This window comes from Vibrio sp. 378 (assembly GCF_033339435.1).
Genome location: NZ_JAWOUO010001203.1, coordinates 1 through 515 on the forward strand (window position 1 = coordinate 1; position 515 = coordinate 515).

Annotated in this window: 1 protein-coding gene; it reads left to right on the plus strand. The window is 47.0% G+C overall.

Annotated features, from left to right (window positions below; genetic code table 11):
• Positions 1-515, plus strand: a 515-nt coding sequence (locus R7Q48_RS31145; RefSeq protein ID WP_318134291.1) for an FAD-dependent oxidoreductase, incomplete at both ends; no start/stop codon positions are given.

Sequence of the window (515 nt, forward strand, 5' to 3'; positions counted from 1 at the left end):
CTTGTGACGGGAATGCAACAAGGTGGTCAGCTAACCACTACAACAGAAGTAGAAAACTGGCCAGGTGATGCAGAAGGCCTAACAGGCCCAGCATTAATGGAACGCATGAAAGAACATGCGGAACGTTTCGAAACAGAAATCGTATTCGATCACATCAACGAAGTTGAACTGTCTCAACGTCCATTCCGTTTAAAAGGTGATTCTGGTGAGTACACCTGTGATGCTTTGATCATTTCAACAGGTGCATCCGCTAAATACCTAGGTCTGGAATCAGAAGAAGCGTTCAAAGGTCGCGGCGTATCGGCATGTGCTACGTGTGACGGTTTCTTCTACCGCAACCAAAAAGTAGCGGTTGTCGGCGGCGGTAACACAGCGGTTGAAGAAGCGCTGTACCTATCTAACATCGCATCTGAAGTTCACTTGATCCACCGTCGTGATTCATTCCGTGCGGAGAAGATCCTCATTAATCGTCTTATGGACAAAGTGGAAAATGGCAACATCATTCTTCACACCGA